The 22,479-nt window shown below is 33.9% G+C and carries 19 protein-coding genes and 2 tRNA genes; 12 read left to right on the top strand and 9 right to left on the bottom strand.

The features are described 5' to 3' along the window. Nucleotides 1-6: 6 nt before the first annotated feature. Nucleotides 7-936, top strand: a complete 930-nt coding sequence (locus HNQ00_RS00965; RefSeq protein ID WP_173836193.1) for a transglutaminase-like domain-containing protein — start codon at nt 7-9, stop codon at nt 934-936. Here HNQ00_RS00965 and HNQ00_RS00970 read toward each other — a convergent pair. The 3 genes from HNQ00_RS00970 to ribB all read right to left on the bottom strand — a co-directional run bounded on the left by HNQ00_RS00970 (nt 933) and on the right by ribB (nt 3,158). Beyond that, nucleotides 933-1,850 (bottom strand): bestrophin family protein, encoded by a 918-nt coding sequence (locus HNQ00_RS00970; RefSeq protein WP_173836195.1) that lies wholly within the window; start codon nt 1,848-1,850, stop codon nt 933-935. The two genes, HNQ00_RS00965 and HNQ00_RS00970, sit on opposite strands and share 4 nt — an antisense overlap. A 69-nt stretch (nt 1,851-1,919) precedes the next feature. After that, entirely contained in the window at nt 1,920-2,489 is a 570-nt protein-coding gene (locus tag HNQ00_RS00975; protein ID WP_173836196.1) for a Crp/Fnr family transcriptional regulator, read from the bottom strand. Nucleotides 2,490-2,495: 6 nt separating this feature from the next. Then, nucleotides 2,496-3,158 carry a 3,4-dihydroxy-2-butanone-4-phosphate synthase gene (gene ribB / locus HNQ00_RS00980; RefSeq protein WP_173836198.1) on the bottom strand — a complete coding sequence of 221 codons (663 nt, stop codon included), beginning with the start codon at nt 3,156-3,158 and terminating at the stop codon, nt 2,496-2,498. 266 nt (nt 3,159-3,424) lie between these two features. Between ribB and HNQ00_RS00985 the strand changes: the two genes are divergently transcribed. Continuing rightward, entirely contained in the window at nt 3,425-4,123 is a 699-nt protein-coding gene (locus HNQ00_RS00985) for a pseudouridine synthase (RefSeq protein ID WP_173836200.1), read from the top strand. 215 nt (nt 4,124-4,338) lie between these two features. Here the strand turns inward: HNQ00_RS00985 and HNQ00_RS00990 are convergent. Together HNQ00_RS00990 and HNQ00_RS00995 are read right to left on the bottom strand one after the other, a co-directional pair. Beyond that, nucleotides 4,339-4,413 (bottom strand) — tRNA-Val (locus HNQ00_RS00990). Between the two features lie 164 nt (nt 4,414-4,577). Beyond that, a tRNA-Val gene (locus tag HNQ00_RS00995) sits at nt 4,578-4,652 on the bottom strand. A gap of 218 nt (nt 4,653-4,870) precedes the next feature. Between HNQ00_RS00995 and HNQ00_RS01000 the strand changes: the two genes are divergently transcribed. Together HNQ00_RS01000 and HNQ00_RS01005 are read left to right on the top strand one after the other, a co-directional pair. Next, complete coding sequence (locus HNQ00_RS01000) at nt 4,871-6,661, top strand: ABC transporter ATP-binding protein (protein WP_173836202.1); 1,791 nt, start codon at nt 4,871-4,873, stop codon at nt 6,659-6,661. 1 nt (nt 6,662) lies between these two features. After that, the gene (locus HNQ00_RS01005) at nt 6,663-7,991 is read left to right on the top strand and encodes a porin (RefSeq protein ID WP_173836204.1); all 1,329 of its coding nucleotides are present in this window, start codon (nt 6,663-6,665) and stop codon (nt 7,989-7,991) included. A gap of 85 nt (nt 7,992-8,076) precedes the next feature. Here the strand turns inward: HNQ00_RS01005 and HNQ00_RS01010 are convergent, their stop codons facing one another. Next, the gene (locus tag HNQ00_RS01010) at nt 8,077-9,240 is read right to left on the bottom strand and encodes a proline dehydrogenase family protein (protein WP_173836206.1); all 1,164 of its coding nucleotides are present in this window, start codon (nt 9,238-9,240) and stop codon (nt 8,077-8,079) included. A gap of 160 nt (nt 9,241-9,400) precedes the next feature. Between HNQ00_RS01010 and HNQ00_RS01015 the strand changes: the two genes are divergently transcribed. The 8 genes from HNQ00_RS01015 to HNQ00_RS01050 all read left to right on the top strand — a co-directional run bounded on the left by HNQ00_RS01015 (nt 9,401) and on the right by HNQ00_RS01050 (nt 18,724). Next, entirely contained in the window at nt 9,401-11,785 is a 2,385-nt protein-coding gene (locus tag HNQ00_RS01015; RefSeq protein WP_173836207.1) for an O-antigen ligase family protein, read from the top strand. A gap of 18 nt (nt 11,786-11,803) precedes the next feature. Then, nucleotides 11,804-12,871 (top strand): 3-dehydroquinate synthase, encoded by a 1,068-nt coding sequence (gene aroB / locus HNQ00_RS01020; RefSeq protein ID WP_173836623.1) that lies wholly within the window; start codon nt 11,804-11,806, stop codon nt 12,869-12,871. Nucleotides 12,872-12,928: 57 nt separating this feature from the next. Further along, on the top strand, nt 12,929-13,108 hold the full coding sequence (locus tag HNQ00_RS01025; RefSeq protein ID WP_173836209.1) for a hypothetical protein: 180 nt from the start codon (nt 12,929-12,931) through the stop codon (nt 13,106-13,108). Nucleotides 13,109-13,158: 50 nt separating this feature from the next. Then, nucleotides 13,159-14,559 (top strand): type III PLP-dependent enzyme domain-containing protein, encoded by a 1,401-nt coding sequence (locus HNQ00_RS01030; protein ID WP_173836211.1) that lies wholly within the window; start codon nt 13,159-13,161, stop codon nt 14,557-14,559. Between the two features lie 92 nt (nt 14,560-14,651). Then, on the top strand, nt 14,652-15,623 hold the full coding sequence (locus HNQ00_RS01035; protein WP_173836213.1) for a deoxyhypusine synthase family protein: 972 nt from the start codon (nt 14,652-14,654) through the stop codon (nt 15,621-15,623). A 9-nt stretch (nt 15,624-15,632) separates the two neighbouring features. After that, nucleotides 15,633-16,034, top strand: a complete 402-nt coding sequence (locus HNQ00_RS01040; RefSeq protein ID WP_173836215.1) for a DNA primase — start codon at nt 15,633-15,635, stop codon at nt 16,032-16,034. Nucleotides 16,035-16,131: 97 nt separating this feature from the next. Next, on the top strand, nt 16,132-18,246 hold the full coding sequence (recQ, locus tag HNQ00_RS01045; RefSeq protein ID WP_173836217.1) for a DNA helicase RecQ: 2,115 nt from the start codon (nt 16,132-16,134) through the stop codon (nt 18,244-18,246). Between the two features lie 4 nt (nt 18,247-18,250). Beyond that, complete coding sequence (locus HNQ00_RS01050; RefSeq protein ID WP_173836219.1) at nt 18,251-18,724, top strand: DNA-deoxyinosine glycosylase; 474 nt, start codon at nt 18,251-18,253, stop codon at nt 18,722-18,724. Nucleotides 18,725-18,726: 2 nt separating this feature from the next. Here the strand turns inward: HNQ00_RS01050 and HNQ00_RS01055 are convergent, their stop codons facing one another. From HNQ00_RS01055 to HNQ00_RS01065, 3 genes are all read right to left on the bottom strand, one after another. Then, nucleotides 18,727-19,242, bottom strand: coding sequence for a DinB family protein (locus HNQ00_RS01055; RefSeq protein ID WP_173836221.1), 516 nt, complete (start codon nt 19,240-19,242; stop codon nt 18,727-18,729). A gap of 9 nt (nt 19,243-19,251) precedes the next feature. Beyond that, on the bottom strand, nt 19,252-21,837 hold the full coding sequence (locus tag HNQ00_RS01060; protein ID WP_173836223.1) for a phosphoenolpyruvate carboxylase: 2,586 nt from the start codon (nt 21,835-21,837) through the stop codon (nt 19,252-19,254). 102 nt (nt 21,838-21,939) lie between these two features. Continuing rightward, nucleotides 21,940-22,419: an Lrp/AsnC family transcriptional regulator gene (locus HNQ00_RS01065; protein ID WP_007139244.1), complete on the bottom strand. Its 480-nt coding sequence runs from the start codon at nt 22,417-22,419 to the stop codon at nt 21,940-21,942. Nucleotides 22,420-22,479: the final 60 nt, after the last annotated feature.

Consider the following 22,479-nt stretch of genomic DNA (forward strand, 5'->3'; position numbering starts at 1 on the left):
TACAAAATGGATATTAAAAACTTTTCTTTTCAAGATATTAAGCAGAAACTCAGGGTTCAAAAGCCGTGGGATGATGTGATAATCTTTGTTTTGAATATTTTGATAGCTGTTCCGGTTTTCATCATTGCGCATCAAAATTTAATAGAGCTAAACTGGGAATTCAATTTAGATCGAATTTTATTGTTTATCCTTTTAATAATTGTAATCCAACTTGTTTTAAGGCTACTAAGAACCATTATAATCATTTGTATGATTGTATATATCTTGGTGCTTTTCTACGGAACTGTTTTTGGGAACTACGGTTTTAATAGCGTTTATGAAGATTACGATTCTATGATTTACACCATGTCTGATAATCCCTACCCTCAGGATATTATCATTTCTAAATTATTACCGTTCCCTAATAAGTCTAAGATTCTTTCTTCTATAGAGTATAAAAACCCTAAGGTTAGAAACTTTGCGATCATGGCAACTAGTAAAAACTTTAAAGAAGTACGAGGATATTCTGACTATAGGACTATCATTCAATGCTTTGCTGTCTTTAAAGAAATCAACAATCGCTGGAACTATGTAAACGACCCTAAGGATGGCGATTATATTGCTACGGCAAGTGAGTCACTAGATTATTTCTCAGGTGATTGCGATGATCATTCTATACTGATGGCTGCCGCAGTACGCGCTATAGGTGGAACACCCAGATTAATACATACTAAAGGGCATATTTATCCCGAAATATTAATAGGTACAATGAACGATTTAGAAACCGTGAATTATTTAATTAAAAACGTACTATTTGTAAAAGAAAGTGCTGGTAAACAATTGCACTACCACATTGACGAGCGCGACCAAGTATGGCTTAATCTTGATTATACTGCCCATTATCCTGGAGGTCCCTTTTTATCCGAGGAAATTCTAGGAGCCTTGACCTTAAATTAGGTTAAAAAATAAGCTGTTGATTTTTCTGGAGTGGTAATTTTTTGATTATCTATTTCAGCTAACGTATTTTCAATATTATTTGCCATTGTTTGAAGTGCTAAATCATTAGGCTCTACGCCAAAAGGATCTTCTAATTCATCTGCAATAGCTTCAAGCGCTACAAAAGTGTAGGCGATAAACACGATAATTACTGGGCCAAGCCACACCATTGAATTAATAAAACCAAATGGCAGTAGAAAACAATAGATGTAAACAGTGCGGTGCAATAAGATACTATAAGTATACGGAATTGGCGTACTTGCAATACGTTCGCAACCTCCTATAATATCTGAAATTTTATTGAGATTAGTATCAAAGTTGGCTTGGGTGATGGCATCAATCCTACCTGATTTTTTAGCGGTATTGACCCATATCCCTAACTCTTTTAAAAGCATTATAGGTTTGAATACCGTGTTCTCATATTTTATTTTGTCACCGTTATCTAAGAGCCGATCAAAATCATATCTTGAATCTGTATGTCTTAATTGATGCTTTAAAGCGTGGACTAAAGCAGTCATTAATTTAATAAAACGCGTTTGTTCTACAGCGTATCCCTCTCCTTCAACTAGAGTATGTGCTTGTCTAGCAAGTGATCTTGTATCATTTAACAATGCTCCCCACAATTTTCTAGCTTCCCAAAAACGATCGTAACTTACATTATTTCTAAATCCCAAAAAGATAGCAAGAGCAATTCCAAATAAAGTAAACGTCGCTGGATTTAAGCTTAAGCCGTATGCCAAAAATGTATCTCTATAATACACGATGGCCACAGAATAAATGAATAATAACAGTAACCTGGGTAACAATTGAGGCAAAACAGAACCGTTCCACTCAAACAACATTAAGAACCAATGGGTTTTCTTTTTTATAATCATGGTGATTGTGTAATGTTAACTATTTATTTTATTCATTATCATTTTAAACGGAAATAAGCAGAATAAAATCTAAATTTTAGACTTTATTCTGCTTAAAGTTTCTTGCGAAATATTAATGTACGAAGCGACAATTTTATTAGGTAGTCGCTTAACAATGTCAGGATTAACCTGAAATAATTGACTATATCTCTCCGTGGCATCTAGGGTGCTAAATGATAACATTCTTTTTGAGTTGTTTACATAAGCTTTCTCTAAGTACAGGTTGTAAAAATCTTTCCAAGCCGGTACTGATACCATTAATTTTCTAAAATCGTCGTGAGAAATCGCTAATAACTCTGAGTCTTCAACTGCCTGAATTGTCTCTTGAGCAGGCTCTTTAGTTATAAAACTAACAAGTGCGGTGACAAATTGATTTTCAAATGCAATGTACCTCGTGCGATCTTTTCCTTCATTATTAATGTAGAAAATCCTAAGACATCCTTTTTTCACAAAATAATTGTATTGGCTTACCTTTCCTTCTTCAAGTAGAATTTCGTTTTTTCTAACGGAAACACTTTGGAAACAAGAAAGCACTTTTTCTAAATCTTGCGCTGTAATCTTTATATTTTTATGTAGGTAGAGAGTGAGCTCTTGGTGCATGTTAGTTTAGTTATAATCTCTGACAAATTTACGATATTCAATAATATCTTCAATTGATAAAACTGTAAAATCATGCTGTCCCGCAAAGGCAATAATTTGCGTAGTTGTTGCCATTGTTCCATCTGGATTCATCAACTCACATAAAACTGCTTCCGGTTGCAAATTAGCTAATCTCATTAAATCAACGCTTCCCTCTGTATGTCCTTTTCTTTCAAGAACACCATTGTCTCTAGAACGCAGTGGGAAAATATGTCCTGGTTTAGATAAATCAGCGGTGCTTGCGTTTGCATGAATTGCTGCTTGAATAGTACGCAGGCGATCAGCTGCAGATACACCGGTTGTTACTCCAGTTTTAGCTTCGATTGTAATTGTAAAAGGAGTTTGAAAACTACTTGTATTTTCTTTAACCATATACGGTAATTCAAGTTGGTCTGCTTTGTCATTACTTAAACAAAGACAAACGATACCACTACATTCTCTAATCATCAAGGCCATACTTTCTACAGACATATTGTGTGCTGAGAAAATTAAATCACCTTCATTTTCTCTGTTTTTATCATCAATTAAAAGAATTCCTTTGCCTTGTTGTAAGTCACTTAATGCCTTATTAACGCGTTCTTCACTAGTGTATCCAAATTTTACTAATGGATGTGTTTCTGTAGCTATCATTATATTTTGTGTTGTTTAATTTTCGAATACAAATTTAGAACTGTTAATCACCAATTTCTTTGACCTATGTCAAATAATGACTGATGTACGTTTATTCGATAATAAATAAAATAATTAGTTGTTTAGAGCGAATAGTATCACAGTATTTGAGAATAGTATTGAAATAGATGATTTTATATTAGTAGCAATAAAGTTTTCAATAATTCCGATTCATTTAATTAAAGTATAACAGCGTTTTTAATCAAAATCTCCGTTACTTTTGCCAGATGTTAGAAATTCTATATCAAGACGATTACATTATAGCAATCAATAAGCCTAGCGGTTTATTAGTTCATAAATCATTTTATGCCCGTGATGCAAAAGTATATGCTATTCAAGAGCTGCGCAATCAAATAGGAGGACAACATGTTTATCCTGTTCATCGTTTAGACCGAAAAACTTCTGGAGTACTGTTATTTGCATTAGATAAAGAATCTTTAAAAATTATGAATGAGCGTTTTGCTTCTCGAGAAGTCGAAAAGAAATATTTGGCCATTCTGCGCGGTTGGACAGTGGATGAGTTAACTATTGAATACGATTTAGTAAATGACGATAACGTTACCCAAAATGCTATCACTTATTTTCATCGTTTGCAAAGTGTTGCCATTGATTTAGAATTCAATAATAAACCTACTTCCAGATATTGTTTAGTTGAGGCCATACCTGAAACAGGACGCATGCATCAGCTCAGGAAGCATTTTAAGCACATCTTTCATCCTATTCTAGGCAGCCGACCGCATGGTTGCAACAAGCAAAACAAATTGTGGCTAGAGAACTATGGCGTTACAGGAATGATGCTTCATGCACACCAACTGGTTTTTAATCACCCCGTAACTAATGAACGGCTAACTGTAAATGCAAAGGTAAACGAAGAGTTTAGCAAAGTGGGATCTATTTTGAACTTGGATTTAAAAAAGTATCAGTAGCATTCTCAGTTATTTAAAAATTCGCTGTGTTTTTTAAAATAGTTGTTGTACCAATCTATCTCCTAGCTGTTTTAATTTAATCGAATAAAAAAATTGCTAATCATACTAATTTCAGCACTATAATAACAATGCAATAGCGTCAAGTTTTAGAAGCGGTTACCATGCTAGTAAAAATTTGGGCAAAAAAAAACTCCAACATTTCTGTTGAAGTTTTGTGGGCGATGAGGGGTTCGAACCCCCGACCCCCTCGGTGTAAACGAGGTGCTCTGAACCAGCTGAGCTAATCGCCCTATTCTTTAGCTTTTCACGAAACATGTTGTTTGTTATTACTGGTGCAAAGATACACCTAGAATTGATATATACAAGGGTTTTTGAAAAATATTACTATGGGATCTACTACATTTTTACAAAAAATTGAACAAAAAAAAACTCCAACATTTCTGTTGAAGTTTTGTGGGCGATGAGGGGTTCGAACCCCCGACCCCCTCGGTGTAAACGAGGTGCTCTGAACCAGCTGAGCTAATCGCCCTATTCTTTAGCTTTTCACGAAGCATGTTGTTCGTTATTGCTGGTGCAAAGATACATCTAGAATTGGTATTTACAAGCGTTTTTGAAAAATATTTTGATAAAAATCGCGCTCTTTTTTCTTCCATCCTCACACACAAATACTTAGTAAAAAAGATAGTGAATATTATTTTTTTGTAATGATTCGGTATAGTGGTACATTTGCATCATAAACAAATTATAATGGCAAGGTACAAGGAAAATGATTTACCGAAAGCGAAATTAAATTCGAATTCACTACAAAAAGCGCTACGCATTTTTAAATATGCTAAAAACCACAAATGGAAATTTTTCGTTGGTTTGGTTTTCTTACTACTAACGAGTGCCACTGCCCTAGCCTTTCCTAAATTGATGGGAATGTTAGTTGACTGTGTAACTAATAAAGATCTTGATAAAGCTAATAATGTTGCCCTGGGTTTAATGGGAATTCTGGTGCTTCAAGCTATTTTTTCATTCTTTAGAATTTCGCTATTTGTGAACTTCACTGAGAATGCATTATCTAATATTCGATTTGCACTTTACGAGAATTTGATAAAATTACCCATGAACTTCTTTTCTCAAAAACGTGTGGGAGAATTAAACAGTAGAATTAGCGCAGATATTTCGCAATTACAAGATACTTTTACAACAACTATAGCCGAATTTTTACGTCAGTTTATATTGATTGTAGGTGGATTTATAATCTTAGCAAGTATTTCACCCAAACTTACCTTAATGATGCTTTGCATCGTTCCTGTTGTTGCAGTGGGTGCTGTTCTATTTGGTCGTTTTATTCGAAAATACGGAAAGAAAACACAGGACAAAGTAGCCGAAAGCCAAGTTATTGTAGAGGAAACTTTGCAGGGAATTACTAATGTGAAGGCTTTTGCTAATGAATGGTATGAACTACAACGCTACAAAAACAAGATTAATGAGATTGTAAAAATAGCTATTAAAGGAGGACAATATCGAGGTTACTTTGCTTCATTTATTATACTGTGTCTTTTTGGCTGCGTTGTTGCCGTAGTATGGTACGGAATCACCTTAACCATAAAAGGCGAAGTTGAAGGTGTGGGAGATTTAATTTCGTTCATACTATATACAACATTTATTGGTGCTTCTTTTGGAGGTATTGCCGAGATGTATGCGCAGATTCAAAAAGCAGTGGGTGCAACAGAACGCGTATTTGAATTATTAGACGAAACGCCGGAACCAATCGCAACAACAGAGCCTTCTCATACTATTGAAAAACTAAACGGAACCGTTCGCTTTGAAAACGTAGCGTTTAACTACCCTACACGTAAGGAAATTTCAGTATTAAAAGATGTAAATTTTGACGTGGCTTTTGGCCAAAAAATAGCGATTGTAGGTCCTAGTGGTGCTGGTAAATCTACCATTGCTTCGTTATTACTGCGTTTCTATGATATTGAAAAAGGAGCCATTACAATTGATGGTAAAAACATTTATGATTACGACTTAGAAACATTAAGAGGAAACATGAGTATTGTGCCGCAAGATGTAATCCTTTTTGGAGGTACAATTAGAGAGAATATTGCATACGGTAAACCAACGGCTAGTGAGGACGAAATTTTTGCGGCAGCGAAACAAGCCAATGCACTTGATTTTATACAAAGTTTTCCAGAAGCTTTTGAAACTGTCGTAGGAGAGCGAGGAATTAAATTATCAGGTGGACAGCGCCAGCGTATTGCTATCGCTAGAGCTTTATTAAAAAACCCAAGTATATTGATCTTAGATGAAGCTACTTCGTCATTAGACAGTGAAAGTGAAAAATTAGTTCAAGAAGCACTAGAGATATTAATGAAAGGTCGTACAAGTATTATTATTGCACACCGCCTTTCGACCATTAGAAGTGCAGATCAAATCTTAGTATTAGACAACGGAATCGTAGCCGAAAAAGGAACACACCAAGAATTAATCACATTAGAAAACGGAAAATATAAAAATCTAAGCAACTTACAATTTACAGAATACTAAGATGACAAAAACAAAATCAAGGTTAAATAAAGTTGCGGGTTGTTTTTTACTTCTAGCATTGCAAGGTATCAGTTCACAAGCCCAGGAAAAGAAAAGTCCGCTTACTGTAAATTTATCTGAAGATGGTTCCAAATACATCAAATTTGGTGCTAATCTCCAGTTGTGGGCTCGTTATACTGATTTAAATCCTCAAAGCAAAGTGGGTGAAAATGTGGTCGCTTCAACAAGTGATTTCGTAATTAGAAGATTGCGTATTCAAGCAAGTGGAATGATTACAGACAAGGTTTTCTTTCATTTTCAGTTAGGGCAGAATAATATCAATTTCACACAGAATTCTGGGCCAAGTAATGCACCACTATCTATATTAGACGCTATTGGAGAATATCGTTTTAATAATAAAATACATGTAGGTGGAGGATTAACAGCTTGGGGAGCGGGAACAACACGTTATTCAGCTAATAGTTCTGCGTCGCAATTAACTCTTGACGCCCCACTATACCAGCAAAATATTAATATATCATCCACTTTTGGAAACCGAAATTTAAGTATTTACGCTAAAGGGATTCTTGATCATTTTAGTTACCGTGTAGCTATTACTAACCCCTATCGATACGCTACATCAAGTTTGAATGCAAACACTACTATAAGCACTAAAACACCGCATGCACAATATGCAGGAATGCTTACCTACTCATTTGCAGATATGGAATCAAATAATGAACCGTACAATAAGGGAACGTATTTAGGGACAAAAAAAATCTTTAATATTGGTATAGGTTATTTAACGCAGTCAAAGGCAATGTGGCGTAGTAATCCAGATGATGCTTCAAATCCTATATTGACAGATATGAAAGTTTTAGGACTTGATTTGTTTTATGACAAACCGTTGAGTCCAAAAGGAGATGCTTTGACAGTTTACGCTGCCTACAACAACTTAGATTACGGGAAAAATTACATTAGAAGTATTGCCACTCCCAATCCTGCCATTGTTGATGCCACGCTTATTAATGGCTCCGGAAACGGATTTATAGCTGTAGGAACAGGTAATATTTATTACGCACAATTAGGTTATTTATTACCTAAAGGTGCTACGACTAAAAGCAAGGGCCGTTTACAAGCTTACGCGGCAACTCAAATTGCAGATTTGCAAATATTAGAAACACCAATGAGTATGTATGAATTAGGAGCTAATTACTACTTGACAGGAACTCTAGGTCCTAAATTAAGTTTAGGATATCAAAATAGAGCATTATTTGAAAATACTGGAGGCAAATACACACAAAATGATCGCAAAGGAATGGCGATGTTACAATTTCAGGTTTCGTTCTAGTACCACTACAACATATTTAAAAAAAAATAGAGGTCCCATTAATTATAATGGGGCCTCTACTTTTATAAGTCTATTTGTAAAATTCTTATTTACGACGCTTGCGTTCTTTTTTAAGCATTTCTAGCTCACGACTTGTTTGTCCTGCCACCGATGTGTTTTCTTCGGCGCGTCTAATTAAGTATGGCATAACATCTTTCACAGGTCCGAATGGCAAATACTTGGCTACATTGTAACCATTTTGAGCCAAGTTGTAACTAATGTTATCACTCATTCCATATAATTGGCCAAACCAAATGTGTTCAGTATTTGCAGCTATACCTTTAAATTTCATGATATCCATTAATTTATAAGTGCTTTCCTCATTGTGTGTACCAGCAAATATAGAGAGACGATCTAGGTGTTCAAGCATGTATTTTACTGTCGTATCATAATTTACATCAGTAGCTGCTTTAGATTCACATATAGGAGATGGATATCCTTTTTCAATGGCACGTGCATTTTCCTTTTCCATATAGGCACCACGAACAATTTTCATACCTACATAAAAATTCTCCTGATCAGCGATCTGGTGAATTTTCTTTAGATAATCTAATCTATCCCAGCGGTACAATTGCAATGTATTAAAAACAATTGCTTTTTCTTTATTGTATTTGCGCATCATATTAGTGACGATTTCATCTGCTGCATCTTGCATCCAACTTTCTTCACCGTCAATTAATAAAGCGACATCTCTTTCATGTCCGCGCTGGCAAACTTGTTCAAACCGGTCAAGAACACGGTCCCACTCTGCTTGCTCTTGACTAGTAAAGAGTTCGTTATTTCCTTTCTTTACATATAGTTCAAAACGTCCTAAACCTGTAGGTTTAAATACAGCAAAAGGAATAGCCATTCTTTCCTTAGCAAACTCAATAGTTTTTAAGGTCATTTTAAGAGCCGCATCAAATTGATCTTCTTCTTCTTTGCCTTCAACAGAATAATCTAATACCGAAGAAACGCCCTTTGTATACATTCTATCCACAACAGACAAGCAATCTTCTTCATTAACACCACCACAAAAATGATCAAAAACAGTGGCTCTAATCAATCCTTCAACAGGTAGATGCGCTTTTAAAGCAAAATTAGTAACCGCTGTTCCTATTCTAACAAGTGGTTGATTAGCTATCATTTTAAATAGAAAATAAGCACGATCTAATTCAGTATCGCTCTTTAATGAAAATGCAACTTGTGTGTTGTCAAACAATTTTTCCATATACTGGTTTTTTTAAGCAAATATAGATATAGTTCTATTTCAATGTTATTAATATGCTAAATAAATTGTCTTAAATTTTAGTTTTTAATAATTATTAACAAAAAAAGTCTGTTGGGAGAAATAATTAATAAATTTGGTAAAATTTTAACTTAAACAACCAATGGCTAAAAAGAATAAGGTAATAGAAAATACAGTGCAAAATAATACAGCAACAGCTGATAATAAAAATTATTTTGATGTGCTTGCCATGGTACTTGTTTTTAGCATCATGCTTATAGATTTCTTTCCACAATTTGGAAGCTTAGAGATTATAGCTCCACAATACTTGTATTTGTCTATTATTAATATTGCTTGCGGATTATTTATTTATAAAAATCCAGAATTACTTTCAAATTCATTATTTCGTAGACTTAGAGAAAGTTTGATCATTAAATCATACCTACTATTTCTTGGACTATGTACGGTTTCAATTTTTACTGCAAACAACTTTTCGCTGGCCTTAATGAACTTAGTACAATTACTCATTGTAGGCTGTCTCGCATTTAACATTGCCGTTTTCTTAAACAATAGGTTGTATCTAATTTACAATATTGCTTTGTTGATTGCTGCTTTTGTATTGATAGAAGGGCTCGTTGCTTTGAATAGTTTTTTTACAGTAGTTAAAACTGATAGTATGCTAGCTGCCTTGTCGCAGTTAAAAGGAAATACTGGAAATATCAACATTTTTGCTGCTAGCATAACGGGACGCATCCCTTTTTTACTGCTTGCTATTTTACATTTTAAAGATTGGAAAAAATGGTTTGTTGTTTTTAGCTTATTTTTAAGCGCTTTTTTAGTTTTACTTACTGCTTCTAGAGCGTCTTACATTGCTTTATTTATAATCGTTATTAGTTTTATTATTGTACAATTTATATTAAAATCAGAGCGTAAAGACAAAGTAACTGTGCTATCAGCTGTTCTAATTCCTCTGGTAGTCGTATTTGCAGCCTCTAGCTATATGTTTTCTAAGAGTGAAGATACCGGCCGATTTGCATCAATATCGAGTAGGGTTGCAACTATAAATCCTGTAAATAGTACTGATGGCTCCGTAAATGTTCGTTTAAAATATTGGGATAATGCGCTTAAGATAGCCAATGAAAATCCTGTATTTGGAATAGGTTTGGGAAATTGGAAAATTGAATCATTACCATATGAAAAAGAAATTAGTAATAGATTAACGGTTTCAGATCATCCTCACAACGACTTTTTAGAAATTGCTGCCGAAACAGGCTACCTAAACCTAATCGTTTATTTGAGCATCTTTGTTTTTGCTTTAGTGATAAGCATTAAGAGAATTCGAAAAAAGGATAATGAACTAAGTCAAATGATTGCTTTTATTACGCTATTATTACTGTTTGCTTATGGTATTGACGCCCTATTCAACTTCCCGTTGTATCGTGCTACTATGCAACTCAACTTTGTATTATTACTAGTATTATCTCTTTTAAACACAGTAGAATTTGAAGAATCTACAGTAAGTAGTAAAAGTCAATTAACTGCTGCTATTATTGTTTCATTAGGGCTATTCACATGTTATTTCTCGTATGCTACATTTAAAAGCTTTCAGTTTGAAAACGATACTATAATTGATTTAGCACAAGTCGACAGCCCTCGAAAATATAGCTACACAGATATTGTAAATAGATTACCTTCATTTCCTAATGTTGCTAATAACTCGCAACCTTATGTTGAAGTTGCTGCTATCTATGCTCTTGGCGAAAAAAGATTCGATCAAGCTTTGAAATATTTCAATCAAGCAGAAAAAATCAATCCTTATACTGGAAGGTCATCATTTTACAAATACCGTCTGTACCAAGAGACTCAAAAGCCTGACAGTGCCGCTTTCTATGCTCGTAAAGCATTTGATACGCGACCACGTAATGAAGATTATTATTTAACTGCTCTAGTAGTAGAGGCCGCTGCTAAGGACACTACAGCTATTTTAAAAGTTCACAATAGGTATACGCAATATGTAAAAGAGCCTAGCGTATGGATTAATACCTCAAGTGCACTTGCTCAGTCTCGTTATCCTAATGATTTTATATTGAAATTTATAGACAAGGGATTAGCGTTGTTCCCTAAAGACAGTACCTTGATTGAGAGAAAAAAGTCTTTTCAAAGAGATGCTTTATTAGCCAAAAGTGCAAGTAGTACTGCTACCGTAGCAATTACAGCTCTTGTAAAAGCTAATAACTATGCAGCGAAATCAGATTTTAAAACAGCTTTGCAATTTTATAAACAAGCTGCCATAGAGGATCCTAAAAACAGTATAATAACACAGAATATAGGGATTTGTTATTTTAAGACAAATCAGTTTAAATCGGCTATTATTTATTTAGAAAAAGCCTTAAATTCGCCCTTGTTAACTGATGGTAAGACTGAGTTTATTCTTGGCGCAAGTTATCTTAACACAAATAACAAAGAAAAAGGCTGTAAATACCTGATTGAAGCCGAAAACAAAAACTATCCTGAGGCTGCAAAAATAGTAGCACAATACTGTAATTAATACATCATGTCTGAACAAATAACAACTATACAAGCGAGCAATCATCCTATTTATTTTAATGCTGAGGGATATGAAGCTTTAAACGAACATTTAAACAGTAATAAGTACTCCAACATATTTATTATAGTTGATAGCAACACTAACGAAGCTTGCTTAACTAAGTTACTTCCTGTGCTTGAAACTGATTTAACGATTGAAATTATCGAATTTGAAAATGGCGAGATCAATAAAAATATTGAGACTTGTGTCGAAATTTGGAATGTATTAACCGAGTTAAGCGCAGATAGAAAGAGTCTAGTGATCAATTTAGGTGGTGGTGTCGTTACAGATCTTGGAGGATTTGTAGCTTCGACTTTTAAGCGTGGTATCGACTTTATCAACATACCCACTACCCTACTTTCAATGGTAGATGCTTCTGTGGGTGGTAAAAATGGTGTTGACTTAGGAAATTTGAAGAACCAAATAGGTGTTTTTAATTTGCCTGTAATGGTCATTGTGCATACTGATTTTTTAGAAAGCTTGCCTCAAAACGAAATGCGATCTGGTCTTGCAGAAATGTTGAAACACGGTTTGATTTTCGATAAAAAATACTGGGAGCAGTTTCTAAATTTAAAAGAATTGGATTATGCAGATTTTGATGCTTTAATACACCGATCTGTTGCTATTAAGAACGAAATTGTAACGCTTGATCCCACAGAGAAAAACATTCGAAAATCATTAAACTTTGGGCATACTCTAGGTCATGCTATCGAAAGTTACTTTCTAGAAAGCACAGACAAAACAACTTTACTCCACGGTGAAGCGATTGCTGTAGGAATGATACTAGAAAGTTACATCGCTTGGAAAAAATCTTTACTTTCACAAGAAGAATATCTAGAGATAAAAGTGGCGATAAAAGCCATATTTGATACTATACTATTTAGCTCAAGTGACATCGATCCGATACTTGAATTACTCATTCACGACAAGAAAAATGAGTATGGTAGCATTCAGTTTGCCTTAATTGACGGCATTGGGAATATTAAAATAAATCAATTGGTTGAAAATGAATTAATTCTTGACGCTTTCAAAGATTATCAATCTTAATTATTTTTTAGCTAAAAGGATTGCATTGCGTCTAATTTATTTTTTACATTTGTCCCAATGAAAAACACAAAAAACAAAGGTGATTACGGGTCTAATCGAATTGAAAACAATAGTACTTTTTCAAGTGTGTTGAAGGGTTTCTATTCTATTAAAGGAAGTTTTACTTTTGATATTTTTCAGTACCTGAAGCTTGAGAATAAAAAATTACAAATTATTTATGCAAATATTAGAGTTTGAATACGTGCAGTTCACTATCAAATTTTAAATAATCTTTATACTCAAACTCAATGAATACAAAATATTCTGATCTAATAAATCAAACATACTATTTCCCACAAGAAGAATTTAAATTAAATAAAGACAATCTTCAGTTTCATAATATTGATTTAATGAAATTAGTTGAGCAATACGGTACTCCTTTAAAGTTTACTTACTTGCCACAAATCTCTAATAATATTAATAAAGCAAAAAGTTGGTTTCGTAAATCAATGGAGAAGAACAAGTACGACGCTAAGTATTTTTACTGCTACTGTACTAAGAGTTCGCACTTTGAGTTTATCATGAATGAGGCCTTTAAAAACAACATTCACGTAGAAACATCTTCGGCATTTGATATCAACATTGTTGAGAATTTGATGGCAAATGGAAAAATTAATAAAAGCACTTATGTAATTTGTAATGGTTTTAAAAGAGACCAATACATTGAAAATATTGCTAGATTAATCAACAACGGTCATAAAAACACTATTCCAATTATTGATAATTACGAAGAGTTAGACCTACTTCAAGCAGAAATTAAAGGAAAATTTAAAATAGGAATTCGTATTGCTGCAGAAGAAGAGCCAAAGTTTGAATTCTATACCTCTAGATTAGGAATAGGATATAAAAACATTGTAAACTTTTACAAAAAGCAAATTCAGGACAACGATAAGTTAGAGCTTAAAATGCTACACTTTTTCATTAATACAGGTATCAATGACACTGCGTATTACTGGAATGAATTAGTAAAATGTATTAAAGTATATATTGCACTTAAAAAAGAATGTCCTTCATTAGACGGATTGAATATTGGTGGTGGTTTCCCTATAAAAAATTCATTAGCTTTTGAATACGACTATCAATATATGATTGACGAAATCATCAATCAAATTAAAATAGCTTGTGATGAGGCTGAAGTTGATGTTCCTAATATCTTTACAGAATTTGGTTCGTTTACTGTAGGAGAAAGTGGTGGAGCAATCTACCAAATCTTGTATCAAAAACAACAGAATGATAGAGAAAAATGGAATATGATTGATTCCTCTTTCATTACCACTTTACCAGATACATGGGCAATTAACAAGCGTTTTATAATGCTTGCTGTTAATAGATGGAATGAAACTTATGAGCGGGTTCTATTAGGTGGATTAACTTGTGATAGCGATGATTACTACAATTCTGAGCAAAACATGAACGCGATTTACTTACCTAAATACAATAAAGAAAAACCGCTTTACATTGGTTTTTTCAACACGGGTGCATACCAAGAGACAATTGGTGGATATGGTGGATTACACCACTGTTTGATTCCGCAACCTAAACATATCTTAATTGATAGAGATGAAAACGGAATTATTGCAACAGAAGTTTTCTCAGAACAACAAACTTCTGAGGATGTGCTAAAAATTTTAGGTTACAACACAAAATAAAAAATTACATAATCAGTCAAAATAAAATTTCGCTATATTTGAAAGCATACAATATTCAATAGCCGATTTTTTAAAAATTAAAATCCAATAAAATGAGTAAAGGACCAATCAGTCAGTTTATCGAAAAGCATTACTTGCATTTCAATTCTGCGGCTTTAGTAGATGCAGCAAAAGCTTATGAACAACAGCTAGCAAATGGAGCTAAAATGATGGTAACTCTTGCTGGAGCAATGAGTACTGCCGAAATTGGAAAGATTTTTGCAGAAATGATCCGTCAAGACAAAGTACAAATCATATCTTGTACAGGTGCAAATTTAGAAGAAGATATCATGAACTTGGTAGCGCACTCACATTATGAAAGAGTACCTAACTACCGTGATTTGACTCCAGAACAAGAATGGGATTTACTTGAAAGAGGTTTAAATCGAGTTACAGATACGTGTATTCCTGAGCATGAAGCATTCCGTCGTTTACAAAAACATATTTACAAGATTTGGAAAGACGCTGATGACAAAGGAGAACGTTTTTTACCACATGAATTTATGTATAAAATGCTTTTATCAGGCGTTTTAGAAGAATATTACGAAATAGATTTAAAAGACAGCTGGATGTATGCTGCAGCAGAAAAAAACTTACCAATTATCTGTCCAGGATGGGAAGATAGTACTATGGGAAATATTTTTGCTTCTTATGTTATCAAAGGAGATTTGAAAGTCTCTACAATGAAATCTGGAATAGAATACATGACATTTTTAGCAGATTGGTATCCTAAAAATTCTGCTAATGGAGTTGGATTTTTCCAAATTGGTGGTGGTATCGCTGGAGATTTCCCAATTTGCGTTGTTCCTATGTTGTACCAAGATATGGAAATGCCTGAAACTCCTTTTTGGAGTTATTTCTGTCAGATTTCAGACTCTACAACGAGTTATGGTTCGTATTCTGGAGCAGTACCTAATGAAAAAATTACTTGGGGTAAACTAGATATTAAGACTCCTAAGTTTATTATCGAATCTGATGCTACGATTGTAGCACCGCTTATTTTTGCTTATATATTAGACCTATAGAATATCATTATGAAAAGAGTAATTGTTGATTACGCAAAACTTACAAACGAAATCTTAAACTTATTGGTTGAAAGATTTCCTGACGGTTATGATGACTCAGATATCATTCGTTTTAGAAATGCTAAAAACGAATTAATAGAAGCAGTAGAAGTACGTACTGAAGACACTATTTATTTAGTTAAAGTAAGTATGAAACTTGCTGATAGAATAGAAAATCACGACGATGATGAAGATATCGACGATGTAATCGAACCAATTATCCCAATCAAAGGTTTAGACCTTGACGATGATGAGGATGACGACGATGACGACGACAATATAGACAAGCCTGATGTTGATGATGAAGATGACGACGAGGATTCAAATAAAAAAGATTACTCTGACGAAGACGACGATGACGACGAAGATTAATTCATGATAAATAAAAAAGGAACTCTATTAAAAGAGTTCCTTTTTTTGTTTAAAACTATTCCCAAACGCTTTTAAAGCTTACCATTTCCTTTGCAATATGATCACATCTCAGCTATTACACGATACACTAAAAGACAATTTTGGATTTGAAAAGTTTAGACCTAATCAGGAAAAAATAATCAATTCAATAATGGCTGGCAAAGACACGCTAGCCATTATGCCTACTGGTGGTGGTAAATCTATTTGCTTTCAGTTACCAGCCTTGGTCTTTCCGGGATTAACTATAGTAATTTCGCCACTTATCGCGTTGATGAAGGACCAAGTAGATAGTTTAAAAACAAACGGTATTGAAGCCTGTTACATAAATAGTAGCCAATCAGCTGGAGAACAACAGGCACATATCGATGCCATAAAGGATGGTCATATTAAAATAGTATACATCGCTCCTGAGAGTTTATCATACATTGAAAATTTATTTAATACCATCTCTTTAAGTTTAATTGCAATAGATGAAGCGCACTGTATCTCGTCATGGGGTCATGATTTTAGACCAGCGTATACTAATTTGGGCTATTTAAAGAATCGCTTTCCCTCTACTCCTATCTTAGCCCTTACTGCGACTGCTGACAAAGCAACTCGTAAGGACATAAGTGCACAATTAAATTTAACAAATCCTGAGGTTTTTATTTCTTCTTTTGATCGAAAGAATTTAAGCCTTGAAGTAAGACCAGCTCTCGATCGCGTAAAGCAAATACAGGATTTTATCGAAAGTAAACCCACAGAATCAGGGATCATCTACTGCTTGAGTAGAAAAACTACCGAAGAATTAGCCCAGAAATTAAGTAAAGCAGGAATCAACGCAAAGGCATATCACGCTGGCTTAGACGCGGCAACGCGTTCCAAGACACAAGACGAATTTATCAATGACGACTGTCAAGTGGTTTGTGCAACAATTGCGTTTGGAATGGGAATTGATAAATCTAATGTGCGCTGGGTTATTCATTATAATTTACCTAAAAATATAGAAGGGTACTATCAAGAAATTGGTCGTGCTGGTCGTGACGGACTCCCTTCTGAAACGATATTATTCGAAAGCTATGGTGATGTCATTCAGTTACAAAAGTTTGCTTCTCAAGGTTTAAATTCAGAAGTGCAGTTGGCCAAGCTAGAACGAATGAAGCAGTATGCAGATGCCTTTAGTTGTCGTCGGAAAATATTGCTTTCTTACTTTGGAGAATTAGTAACAGAAAATTGCGGAAATTGCGACATTTGTAAAAATCCACCAGAATTTTTTGATGGAACGGTAATCGCTCAAAAAGCACTTTCTGCTATTATTCGATTAAAAGAATCGGAACCATTGCCCGTCATAATTGATTTTCTACGTGGCTCTAAGAATGCTTATATTTTCGAAAAAGAATACCAAAACCTAAAAACGTATGCTGTGGGAGCTGATATTTCGTGGTTTGACTGGAATCAATACATAATTCAGTTAATTAATCAGGGGTATTGCGAAATTGCTTTTCACCAGAAAAATAAAATTCGCTTGACAACTCTTGCAAGAGAGGTCTTATTTGAAGGTGATAAGGTGCAATTGACTACTATGGTTAAAGCAAATACTGAAAAAGTAGCTGCAGCTGAACCACGAAAAAAGAGTGCGACTGGATCTTTATTCGAAATATTAAAAAAATTACGTTACGATATTTCCAAGGAAGAAAGTGTTCCTGCTTATGTTATTTTTAGTGATGCGGCTTTACGCCAAATGGAAACCATTAGACCGATGAGTGACGAAGAATTTATCACCATTGATGGAGTCGGGAAAGTAAAACTAGAAAAATATGGTGATGCGTTCATCAAGTGCATTATCAATTTTCATAAAGAGAAAGCTACAAAATCAAAAAAAGCGAGTAGTACGTACAAGGAAACATTAGAATTATTTGAAAAAGGCTACACTGTAGAACAAATCGCAGATAAAAGAAAACTAGGTGTAGGAACTATTATGTCTCATTTTGCTAAGTTATATTCTGATGGAGTAGCAATCGATTTACATCAATTTATTTCAAAAGAAGAGATCACTCAAGTTTATAAAGCAAAGAAAAAACTAGAAAGTCCTACTACTTTAAAACCATACTATGATTTTCTAGAAGAAAAAGTGGGCTATGGTAAGATAAGACTGGCATTATCAATTATTGAAAAAGAACCAATTTATAATTAATGAAATGATTCAATCATTTTTACCCTATATTGATCACAACACTCGAATTCTAATATTAGGAACAATGCCTGGCGTTCAATCATTAGCAAGGCAAGAATACTACGCGCATCCTCGCAATCATTTTTGGAAGATAATGTATACTTTATTTAACTCCTTACCTATGGATGATGCGTTTTCTAAAAAAATAAATCTGTTGCAAGAGCATGCTATAGGATTGTGGGACGTATTAGAGAATTGCGAACGCAAAGGCAGTTTAGACGTGCACATTAAAAACCAAAAGGAAAATGATTTTATATCACTTTTTGAGCAATATCCTCAGATAAATACAATTATATTCAATGGCAAAGAAAGCCACAAATACTTTTTTAAAAAATTTGGACAAATAAAAGGCATCACGTATTATGTAATGCCTTCTACTAGTCCTGCAAACACCATGTCATTTGACAAAAAATTTGCATTATGGTCTTCTTGCTTCTAATATTATAAATAACGCTCTTCAAATATTCTTTGATGATGCACTTGGTGCCCTATAATTAAAAAACCAATAGCCCTCACTGAGATATTTTTATCAGAAGCTATTCCTATTCGCAGTAATTGCTCTTTAGAAAAACTATTGAATAAAGAAAGCGTTGCTTGTCTTACGACTGCCATCTCAGTTAATAAACCTTGTAAATTCCGTTCGCTTGCAGTAGTATTGACAACATATTCATTCTCGTCAAAACCAGGCAAGGGTGTACTATCATTTCTCGAAATTCGTAAAGCGCGATAAGCAAAAATTCGCTCAGTATCAATTAAGTGTTGAATGATTTCCTTAATGGTCCACTTCCCTTCGGCATAACGATAATCAAATTTATCCATTGGTATATTCTGTACAAAACGGATGAACGCATGAACAGAAATTTCTAGTTCTTCGATTAAAATTCCAGTTCCTGCTGCTTGCATATACCCTTCAAAATAAGGTGCATATTCATTTTTATTGACATCAATTACTAACATAATTATTTTTTAAGCTGAGTTTCTACTTGCGTTTGTGTTTCCAAAAAGTGATCGCATAACAATTTTTTCATATACTTTTATCAAAGCGTCGTCAGGAACCTCTACTTTATTTAATTCATTAATTCTAAGTAAGGCGTATTGTTGTATCGTTAACAATGGCAATACTATACGTTCTCTTATTTGAATAGAAGCTTTACCATCTGCATAGTTCTCCATCAACTCTGTGTGTCCAGCAATTTTTAATAATAAACGTTTTGTTTCTAAAAATTCATCATAGATAATTTGCCAAAATTCACCAAATTCCGGGTCCTTTTTCATGTATGCTGTCAGGGGGAAAAATGATTTTGCCAAGGACATCATACTATTCTCTAAAAGCGTTTTAAAGAATAAGGAATTATCATATAAATCTTGAACACTATCCCACTGATTGTTTTCTTCAAAATATTTTAAAGCAGAACCTACCCCAAAAAATCCAGGTACATTTTGTTTTAATTGACTCCACGATCCTACAAATGGGATGGCTCTTAAATCAGCAAAATCTAATGTAGCCGACTTACTTCTTTTTGACGGACGACTACCTATATTCGTTTTAGCATAATACTTCAACGTACTCATTTGCTCCAAATACGGTATGAATTTAGGATGATTTTTAAAACTTAAATATTTTTTATACCCTAAATCGGCAAGTTGATCCATCACTACTTTCTCATCAGTTGAGAGTTCGTTCTTGTTCTTACTAAAAACCTGATTTGTAACTCCTGCACTTAATAAGTTCTCTAAGTTATACCTGCAGGAATCTAATGTTCCAAAATTAGAACTAATCGTTTGCCCTTGTACGGTGATTTGGATTTCGTTATTCTCTATTGTTGGCCCTAAAGAAGCATAAAATTTATGTGTTTTTCCGCCACCACGAGCTGGAGGACCACCACGACCGTCAAAGAATATCACTTTTACGCCATATTTTCTAGACATTTCAGTCAACGCTTCTTTAGCTTTAAAAATACTCCAGTTAGCCATTAAATACCCGCCATCTTTAGTTCCGTCAGAGAATCCAAGCATAATTGTTTGTTTCATCTCACGTTGCTCTAAATGTGCAGCATAGGTAGGATTTGTGTACAGCTGCTCCATCACATTATGTGCACTCATTAAATCATCAACCGATTCAAATAACGGAATAACATCAACTGTGGGTTGGTCCCAATCTGTCAAACGAATCATTGCAAAAGTTTCCATGACATTAAGAGCGCTTTCATTATTACTAATGATATACCTGTTAGCACCTTCCTCCCCATTCTGCTTTTGAATAGTCTTAATCGCTTGTATAGATTCAATTGTAGAACGCGTAATTTCGCTATCAAAATCTGCACTGTTCAAATTTCCTTTAGCATTAGCCAGAACCTCAAATTTTTCAGTTTCAGATAATTCATAGTAATTTGCTGGAAAAGCTGGATTTTCGTTTTTTTGATAAAAATCAAAAATATCTTTAAAAACATCATTATGTATGCGACTGTTTTGACGAATATCTAAAGTAGCAAAGTGAAAACCAAAAAGATTTACTTTAATTAATAATGCATTTAAGTCATCTAAATACAATGACTGATGTTGTTCAATTACAATTGTTTTTATTTTATTTAATTGCGCCTTAAACTCTTCTAGAGTAATATAAATCTCTCCATTTGAATAAAAGACGGAGCGGTAAAGCTTATGCTCCAGTTCAGCGACTAAAACATCTACATTAAAAAAGGTAAGTTTTCTTTTTAATGCTCGCATTTCGATATAATAACACTTTAAAATTGATGTTCGTAATCGATCAGCAACATTTAAGGTAATACTTGTAGTAACGAATGGATTACCATCGCGGTCACCTCCGGGCCAGAAACCCAGCTTGATCAGCGCATTTTGGATTTCGACATCTTTAAAAATATTTTTTTGAAGGTACTGTACCATATCTCCTGATGTGTGGTAGAAAACATTCTCTAAGTACCAAATTAAACTAACCGCTTCGTCAAATGGATTTGGCTTTTCATTTTTTATAAAAGGTGTCTTACCTAATTGAGCCAGCAAGTGTTTAATTTTCAAAAGCTTATTATCTCTTATAGCATCCGTTAGATCATTGATAATCCCTAGGACTGAACCAGGATAAAACTGTGTGGGATGTGCTGTTAAAACAGTACGCACATTGAATGATTCAAGAAAAGCGATTAGCTCTTCTTTCTTTCCTTTAGCATCCGCTTTCTCCTTAATATCTCTTAAAGAACCACGGCCTTCCATATTGTTTACAACGGGGAATGCAGCATCTTCTACAGCATCAAAAAGAACAATTTGACGTTCAATATATTGTATAAAACGAAACATTAAGCTAATTTGATCTTGTTCAGATTTGTTGTCGAGATACTTGTCTGAGAATTGCTCCATAATTTCTTTTGGAGTTTCCTGCTTCTTGAAACCAGACTCACAAACCTCTGTAAACAAAGGAAGTAATACACCTGTATTATCAATGGAATCAAACGGTAATGTGATAAACACACTATTGTATATGTTGTATTTTGAGAGCACGTTTTGATTAAAACGTTCAATTTTAGGTAGCGTGTACATAATTTGTTATAGTTGGTTGGTTATTGTAGAAAATAGTTATAAAAAAATAACCCCAAGAACTAACTTGAGGTTATATATTGAAATATAGCAATCAAGCTAGTGTTACATATTTTTGAAAATAGTGTGCATCAAACGCTTTTTATCGTTAATGCTTTCCTCAAGAGAAATCATAGTTTCAGTTCTATATACACCATCGATATCGTCAATCATGAAGATAACGTCTTTAGCGTGCTTAGTATCTTTTGCTCTAATTTTACAAAAAATATTGAATTTACCAGTCGTCACAGAAGCTACTGTTACAAAAGGAATTTCGTTAATACGTTGTAAAACAAATTTAGTTTGCGAGGTATTATTCAAGAACACACCTACATAAGCAATAAATGAATATCCTAATTTATCGTAATCCAGTACTAATGAAGAACCCATAATGATTCCTGCATCTTCCATTTTTTTAACTCTTACATGCACGGTTCCAGCAGAAATCAATAATTTCTTTGCAATATCTGTAAATGGAACTCTGGTGTTGTCAATCAACATATCTAAAATTTGATGATCTACTTCATCTAAACGGAACTTACTCATATTTTTTTATTTATCTTATTATTTGCTAAAACAAAGTGCAAAAATATACATTAAAACAAG

The sequence above is a fragment of the Flavobacterium aeripolare genome (assembly GCF_013294025.1).
In the GTDB taxonomy this organism is placed as follows: domain Bacteria; phylum Bacteroidota; class Bacteroidia; order Flavobacteriales; family Flavobacteriaceae; genus Flavobacterium.